General features: G+C 75.6%; 6 protein-coding genes. 1 reads left to right on the forward strand and 5 read right to left on the reverse strand.

Annotated features, from left to right (window positions below):
- On the reverse strand, positions 1–891 hold an 891-nt coding region (locus tag DKT69_RS32655), incomplete at its 3' end, for a sensor histidine kinase (RefSeq protein ID WP_146231269.1).
- Between the two features lie 193 nt (positions 892–1,084).
- On the opposite strand from DKT69_RS32655, the gene DKT69_RS38655 reads away from it, so the two are divergent.
- A complete protein-coding gene (locus DKT69_RS38655; RefSeq protein ID WP_161557993.1) occupies positions 1,085–1,222 on the forward strand; it encodes a hypothetical protein in 138 nt (45 codons plus the stop codon).
- A gap of 81 nt (positions 1,223–1,303) precedes the next feature.
- Here the strand turns inward: DKT69_RS38655 and DKT69_RS32660 are convergent, their stop codons facing one another.
- The 4 genes from DKT69_RS32660 to DKT69_RS32675 all read right to left on the reverse strand — a co-directional run.
- Positions 1,304–4,132: a glycoside hydrolase family 38 N-terminal domain-containing protein gene (locus tag DKT69_RS32660; RefSeq protein ID WP_109805269.1), complete on the reverse strand. Its 2,829-nt coding sequence runs from the start codon at positions 4,130–4,132 to the stop codon at positions 1,304–1,306.
- Positions 4,132–5,268, reverse strand: coding sequence for a Gfo/Idh/MocA family protein (locus DKT69_RS32665; protein ID WP_109805270.1), 1,137 nt, complete (start codon positions 5,266–5,268; stop codon positions 4,132–4,134). The genes DKT69_RS32660 and DKT69_RS32665 overlap by 1 nt, the downstream gene beginning before the upstream one ends.
- Positions 5,265–6,176: a sugar phosphate isomerase/epimerase family protein gene (locus tag DKT69_RS32670; RefSeq protein ID WP_201749973.1), complete on the reverse strand. Its 912-nt coding sequence runs from the start codon at positions 6,174–6,176 to the stop codon at positions 5,265–5,267. Before DKT69_RS32670 ends, DKT69_RS32665 begins: the two co-directional genes overlap by 4 nt.
- The coding region (locus DKT69_RS32675) for a CehA/McbA family metallohydrolase (RefSeq protein ID WP_201749974.1) at positions 6,167–6,936 on the reverse strand (770 nt) is incomplete at its 5' end. The genes DKT69_RS32670 and DKT69_RS32675, both read right to left, overlap by 10 nt.

The raw sequence follows: 6,936 nt of genomic DNA on the forward strand, positions 1-6,936 counted from the left end.
CACCAACCGGCCCTCCGGCGGCGCCACGGCCACGGTGCTCGTCCCCGGCGCGCCCGCGGTGGGAATCTCGCAGAGCAGCGCGCCGGGGACGAGCACCGTGGCCGTGGCGCCGCCGGAGGGCCGGTTGGTGAGGGTGACCCGCAGCTGGTGGGCGACGGCCAGGTGGGCCACGACGGCGAGCCCGAGGTGGGCGGCGGGGTCGAGCGTGGCCGGGGTGACCAGCCGGCCGCTGAGCAGGGCGTTGAGCTGCGACAGACGGTCGGGCTGGAGGCCCACGCCGGCGTCCTCGATCCGCAGCAGGACGCTGCCGTCCTCGGTGATGAACGCCGACACGATCACCGGCGCGGTGGGCGGCGAGAACCGGGTGGCGTTGTCCAGCAGCTCGGTGAGCACCCGGATCACGTCGTCGGCGGCGAACTCGACCACGGCCAGGTCCACGACGTGCCCGACCCGGATGCGTGGGTAGTACTCGACGGCGGAGGTCGCGGCCCGGACGACGTCGACCAGGGTGACGGTCTGCGGGTTGGCGTCCTCGACCCGGCGGCCCAGCAGCACCTGCAGGTTCTCCGCGTGCCGCCGGATCCGGGTGTTCGCGTGGTCGATGCGGTAGAGCCGCTCCAGCCGGTCCGGGTCCTGCTCGTCGGCCTCCACGGCCTCCAGGTGGGAGCCCATCTGGTACGCCGAGGCCATGATCCGCATCGCGAACTGCTCGCAGATCGCCGGCCACGGATTCGGGGGTTCCTCGGCGGGTGGCGGCGGTGGCGGGGGTGTCTCCTGTGGTGCGACGGCCCACTGGGCGACGGTCGGATCCAACCAGCGCGCCGCCCGCTGCCGCCATGTCGCCCTGCGTCGACCCGCCGACGACACTGGGGTGATATCGGTGCGTCTCACGAAATTACCGGCCTGTCCGTGATCATCGGCTCTGGCATGGTGCAGCAGTCAACCACCGTTGTGTGCCGATAGCAACGGGCAAGGTCAACTTAGGGAGGTTTTCACACCCAGCTCGCCGTGCTGCCACGAATGCTTCATCGGGTCGGCTCGGCGAAACGCAACAGCCGGACGGAGAAACTTTCTGATCCTCCGGGTGGGAGCCGGCCCGCCGGTACGCGTGGACTTCATCGGGGACAGCATCGCTGACGGTGGACGCGAGCGGTTTGGCCACGCGCTGATCGCCCAGGCCCGGCTGCGGGCGGTCACCCCGGCGACCGGACGGCCGGGCTGATCCCGCCGGCCCGGGTACCGGCCGTGACCCCGGCGACCTGAGGGTCGGGCGGTCGCCGTGGCCGCCCGACCAGGAGAAGCCTCAGCCGGCCAGGTCGAGCTGGATCGTCGCTATCTCCCACGCCCGCACCGGCAGCCGGACCCGCCCGTCGCCGTCGACCGGCAGCGGCTCGCCCGCTCGGCCGATCAGGTCGGCCCGCCAGGCGCCGCGTACGCCGCGGCCGGCCCCGATGACGGCGCTGGTGTCCCGCGCGGCGACCACCCGCAGCTCGACCCGGCCGTCCCGATCCCGGACACTGGTCAGCGCGACGCCGTCCCCGTCCACCGTCAGCCCGGTGACCGGCGCCGGCAGCCCGGCGGAGGGCTCGCCGCTGCCCGGGAAGACCAGCAGCTCGTGCCGGTACGCCTCGGCCGCCCCGAGAACCCCGGCGGCGTCCCAGTCGCCCCGGAAGGGCAGCACCGCCAGCTCCACGCTGCGTTCACCCCGGCACTGGGCCAGCGGCGTGGGCAGCTGCGGGCCGGCGGGTTCGTCCCGCAGGGCGTGCCGGTTGCGGGACAGCATCCCGATCGCGCGCAGCACGGTGATCGCCAGTTCCCGGCCGGCGTCGGTCAGCTCGTACTCGGTCGGCTGGGTCAGCAGGACGGCGAACGACCCCTCGGCGCCCCCGGCGGCGACGAACCCGGAGGCGGGGAACGTCGGCAGCGGCACCTCACCGCCGCCGCCCTCGGCGGTCAACCCGCGCTCGACAACGGCGAACTGACCCTCCGCGTACGACGAACGGGCCGGCGCCGGCAGCGGCAGGTGCAGCCGGACCCGGTGGTCGTCGCAGCGGTTGTCGAAGCTCAGCCGCAGCCGGACGAACGGCTCCCCGGCCCGCACCTCCACCCGGGTGGTCACGGTGACCGGCTCCCGGTCGACCCGGCGCGAGCCCGCGTCCACGTCGGCGCCGACCGGCCAGCGGTACTCGCGGACCACGTCGAGGACGGCGACCACCGGGCCGTCGTGCACCACCACGGTCCGCACCGCGCGCGGCTTGTCGACCAGCTCGTCCGCGGCCGGCGGGGCGTAGTTGTAGCTGTCGCCCACGTCGCCGCCGTCGACGATCCGCGCCACCCCGTCCACGCTCAGCCCGTCCGGCGTGGACAGCCGCAGCGTGCCGTCCTCGGCCACCTCGACGCGGAGCAGGCCGTTGTCGACGGCTCGGTCGACCACCGTCACGGGCGCCGGACCCGCCGACGGCGGCCCTGCCCCGTCCGGCCTCGGCGCGGCGCCTCTCGCCGACGCCTCGGCCTGCTCCGGCGCGCCACCGTTCGCCCGCGTGGCCGGGCCGAGGGCCACCGGGCGTACCGCGGCGAGACCGAGCGCCGGCACCTCGACCAGCGCGGCGACGGTCAGCCGCGGGGCGGCCTCGATCCGCACCCGCCACCGGTCCGGGCCGCTCGCGGCGGCGAGCGCCAGCCGGACGTCCTCGACGTCGAAGGCCGGGTCGCCGTGCCGGGCCACCGCGAAGGTGAGGGTGGCGTCGTCGGGCGACACCGACCAGGCCGTGATCTCCTGTCCGTACAGCTCCCGCCCGTGCACCCGGGTGAGCACCGCCGGCAGCTCGGCCGCCGGCACCAGGTCGTCGGCGAGCAGCGTCCGGGCCCGGTCGAGGATCTGGGCGGGCGCGACCGCGCCGTCCGCGCCGAGCAGGCCGACGGATCCGTCGGCCGGCGCCTGGACGTCCAGGCGGACCAGTGCGGTCCGGGCCGCCGGGGTGGGGTTGAACAGCAGGTGCCCGTCGCGCGGCGCCGTGCCGGCCAGTCGCGCCCCCACCAGGTCGCATACCGCCCGGCCGAGCTGGTCCGCCTCGGCGAGCCGGGCGGCCACCTGCTCGGCGGTCTCGTCGCAGCCGCACCCGGTCACCGAGTCGTGGCAGCTCGCGTCGATCAGCCGGGTCCAGGCCATGTCGAGGAAGCGCTGCACGGACGGGTCGTGGTAGAGCGCGGCGAGGGGTTCGGCGTACCGCTCGACCCGCCGCTCGGCGCGGCCCATCGCCTGCTTCAGGTGGGCGCGTACGGAGATCACGCCGGGCAGGATGTTGGCCCGGGCGTGTGAGCGCAGTTCGCCCGCCACGACGGGCAGGCCGTCCACCGTGGTCGGTTGGGTGGCGAAGTACTCGGCGAGGGTGCCGAGCCGCAGGCGTACCCCGTCGACGTCGGCGGCGGCCAGCAGGTCGGGGGCGTCCGGCGCGGGCGCGGCGTGGTCGGTGCCGTACATCGCCAGGATCGGGGTGTCGTCGCCGGCGGGCCGCCAGCCGCGCAGCCGGTCGGCCAGGTCGGACGCCCGGCGGGTGACCAGGCGCGGGTCGTCCATCAGGCCGGCGGCGTTGCCGTAGCCGCCGGGCAGGTACTCGGCGCGGATCGTGGTGCCGTCCGGGGCCTGCCAGGCGAACGCGTGCGACCAGACCCGGTCCGGTACGCCCCGGAACACGCAGGCGTGGGCCAGCCCGGCCCCGGCCAGGAGCTGCGGCATCTGCGCGATGTGGCCGAACATGTCGGGCAGGTAGCCGACCGGCATCGCCCCGCCCAGCGCCGCGCTGCGGGCCAGCCCGCGCTCCAGGTTGCGGACGATGTTCTCCCCGGAGCACAGGAACTCGTCGAGCAGGATCTGCCACGGCCCGACGGCCAGCCGCCCGGCCCGCACCAGCGCGATCACCTGGTCCCGGCGCTCGGGCCGGACCTCCAGGTAGTCGTCGACCGCGGCGAGCTGCCCGTCCAGGGTGAACCGCTGGCGCTCGTCGTGCGCCATCCGGTCGAACACCTCGTCGAGCAGGGCCACCAGTCGCAGCCGGAACCGCTGGAACGGCTCGTACCACTCGCGGTCCCAGTGGGTGTGCGGCACCACGATGATCTCGGTCGGTCGGTCCATCAGCTCGCCGCCTCTCCGCCGATCGCCGCCCCGGTCAGCTCACCGTAGCGGCGTACCACCTGCTGGCTGGTCCGTACGTCGGCCGCGCCCTCGACGATGCCGGTCAGTGGGCGCGCGCCCGCGGTCACCATCGCGTGGAAGGCGACCAGTTCCTGCTCGAACGCCTCGGTCACCGACCGGAACACCGCCCGCCGCTCGCCGCCGCCGTGCCGGTCCACCGCGGTCAGCATGGTCGGCGCGTTGAGCAGGTACGGCGACGGGAAGACCAGCTCCAGCGCGCCCCGGGCGTGGTGCAGCGTCACCGTCTCCCGGTAGGCGGGGCAGTCCGGCAGGTTGAGCCAGCGGATGCCGTACCGGCCGCCGGCGGGCAGCCGGCCGGAGAGCTCCACCGACGGCTCCGCCGGCCCGTCGGGCGCCAGCGGCCAGGTCGCGACGTGGTCCACCGTGGCCGGCGCCCCGGTGAACAGCCGCAGCAGCGACAGGTCGTGCGAGACGCTGTTGATCAGGATCTGGTAGAGGGCGCGCGCTCCGGCGTCCCCGCCGACCGCCGCGTCGAGCAGCCGCTCGTCGGCGTTCCGCAGCCGGGCCAGTTCTGCGGCCGGCACGTCCCGTGGCGCGGGCGGCAGGTTGGCGAACGTCAGCTGCTGCTCCCCGGCGGCGTGCAGGACGGTCACCTCGACCGCGTGCACCGCCGCCGGGCCGCCGATCTCGTCGAGCAGCCGGGCGGCCTCGGCAACCGCCGGGTCGTACTGCTTCATGTAGCCGACCATCAGCGCCGCGCCGGCGTCGGCCAGCCGGTCGGCCTCGGCGAGCGTGTAGGCGAGTGGCTTCTCGCAGAGCACCGGCAGCCCCCGGCGCAGCGCCGCGCCGGCCAGCTCGCCGTGCGATCCGGACGTGGCGAGCAGCACCGCGTCGCAGCCGCCGCCGGCCAGCATCGCCTCCGCGTCCGGGTACCGCCGGGCCGGTTCGACGCCGTACCGGTCGCCGAGTTCGGCCAGCCGCGACGGGGACAGGTCGCTGAGCGCGACGACGTCGAACAGGTCGGCCCGTCGTTGCAGCAGGGGCAGGTGCACGGTACGGGCGATGACGCCCAGTCCGGCCACCGCGATCCTGATCCGCTTGCCCGCCTCGGTCATGGCAGCGCCTCCTCCAACCACCGCCGGTTGCCGCGCTGGTCGGCGCGGATCCGGTCCAGGTCCTGTCCCTGCGCCGGCGCGTCCTGCTCGATCACCAGCCAGCCGGTGTAGCCGATCTCGTCGAGACCGCGCAGCACCCCGGCGAAGTCGACGTCGCCGGTGCCCAAGGCGCAGAAGCCGCCCGCGGCGACCACCTCGGTGAGCCCGCCGCCGGCCTCGCGGACCCGGCGGTGCGCGGCCAGGTCGGCGTCCTTGAGGTGGACCTGACCGATCCGGCCGGCCCACTTGCGCAGCGCGGTGGCCGGGTCCCCGCCGGCCAGCGTCAGGTGCCCGGTGTCCAGGCAGACCGCCACGTCGGTGAGTTCCAGCAGCCGGTCGGCCTCCGCCTCGGTCTCCACGTCGGTGCCCAGGTGGTAGTGGAACACCGGTTCGAGGCCCCGGCCCCGGCACCGGTCGACGGCCCGCTGCACCCGGTCGGCGAAGCCCGGCCAGGCGGCGGCCGGCAGGGCGGCGGCCAGGTCCGGCGGCGTGCCCGGGCGGGCCATCCGGGCCGGGTTGGCGGCGCAGGCGAGGGTGGGCCGGGGCGTGAACCGGGCATCGTCGACCGGCGCGGCGGCGAACACGTCCAGCGCCGCGTCGAGCTGGGCTAGGTCCTCGGCGAACCCGTCGGGGTCGGCGAAGCGCAGGTCCACCCAGCCGCCGGCGAGCCCGACACCGCTTGCGGCCAGCCGCCGGGCCAGCGCCTCCCCGGTCCCGAGGTAGCCGATCGGCCCGGAGTCCACTCCGGTGTAACCGTCCGCGGCCAGCGACGCGAGCAGCTCGTCCGGTCCGACGAACGGGTCGTCCGCCTGGTAGATGCCGTAGTTGCAGGGGGCTCCGGCCACCCTGGTCCGTGCGGTCAGCGGCACAGTGCGATCACCTCCATGCGGTGGGACTCCAGGACGTGCAGCCCGTCGGCGGCGGGCAGCAGGCACCGGTCACCCCGGACCACCCGGTGGCGGCCGTCGGGGTAGCCGAGCAGCGCGCCGTCCGCGTCGAGGGCGAGCAGTTCGTCACCGAGGCGCAGCAGCAGGGGCGCGTCCGGGCCGGCGGAGACGGCGGTGCGGCCGGCGGCCAGCCCGTGCCGGACCGCCCCGTCGTCGGTCGGGTCGCCGTCGACGAGCACCCAGGTGGTCGGCGCTCCGGGCAGCGCGTCCGCGCCGGGCCGGTGGAAGTCGCTGCCCCCGACGGGTACGACGTCCGGCCGCCACGCCTGCGCCCAGGCCAGCGGCGCTCCCCAGGTGCGGTCCCACCAGCCGGAGTGCCACACCTCGACCAGTGGGGTGCGGACGGTCACCGGTTGCCGCCAGGCGCAGTCCCCGCCCAGCGGGTGGTTGATCGACAGCAGCCCGCCCGCGCGCTCGGCCGCGCCGAGCCACTCGTCGGCGGGCCGGCGGAAGTCGATCCAGCCCACCGGGCCGAACACGTTGGCGTGTCCCCGGTCGGTGGTCACCTCCTGGCCGGGCACCAGCGTGATCCCGTACCGGCGGGCCGACCCGGGCAGCCAGGGGTGGTGGCTGACGGTGTTGTGGTCGGTGACGGCGAGGAAGTCCAGGCCCCGGGAGACGGCGAGGGCGGCCAGCTCGTCGATGGTCTGCGCGCCGTCGCTGTGCACGGTGTGCGTGTGCA

It is taken from the genome of Micromonospora sicca, from assembly GCF_003172935.1.
Classification (GTDB): Bacteria; Actinomycetota; Actinomycetes; order Mycobacteriales; family Micromonosporaceae; genus Micromonospora; species Micromonospora sicca.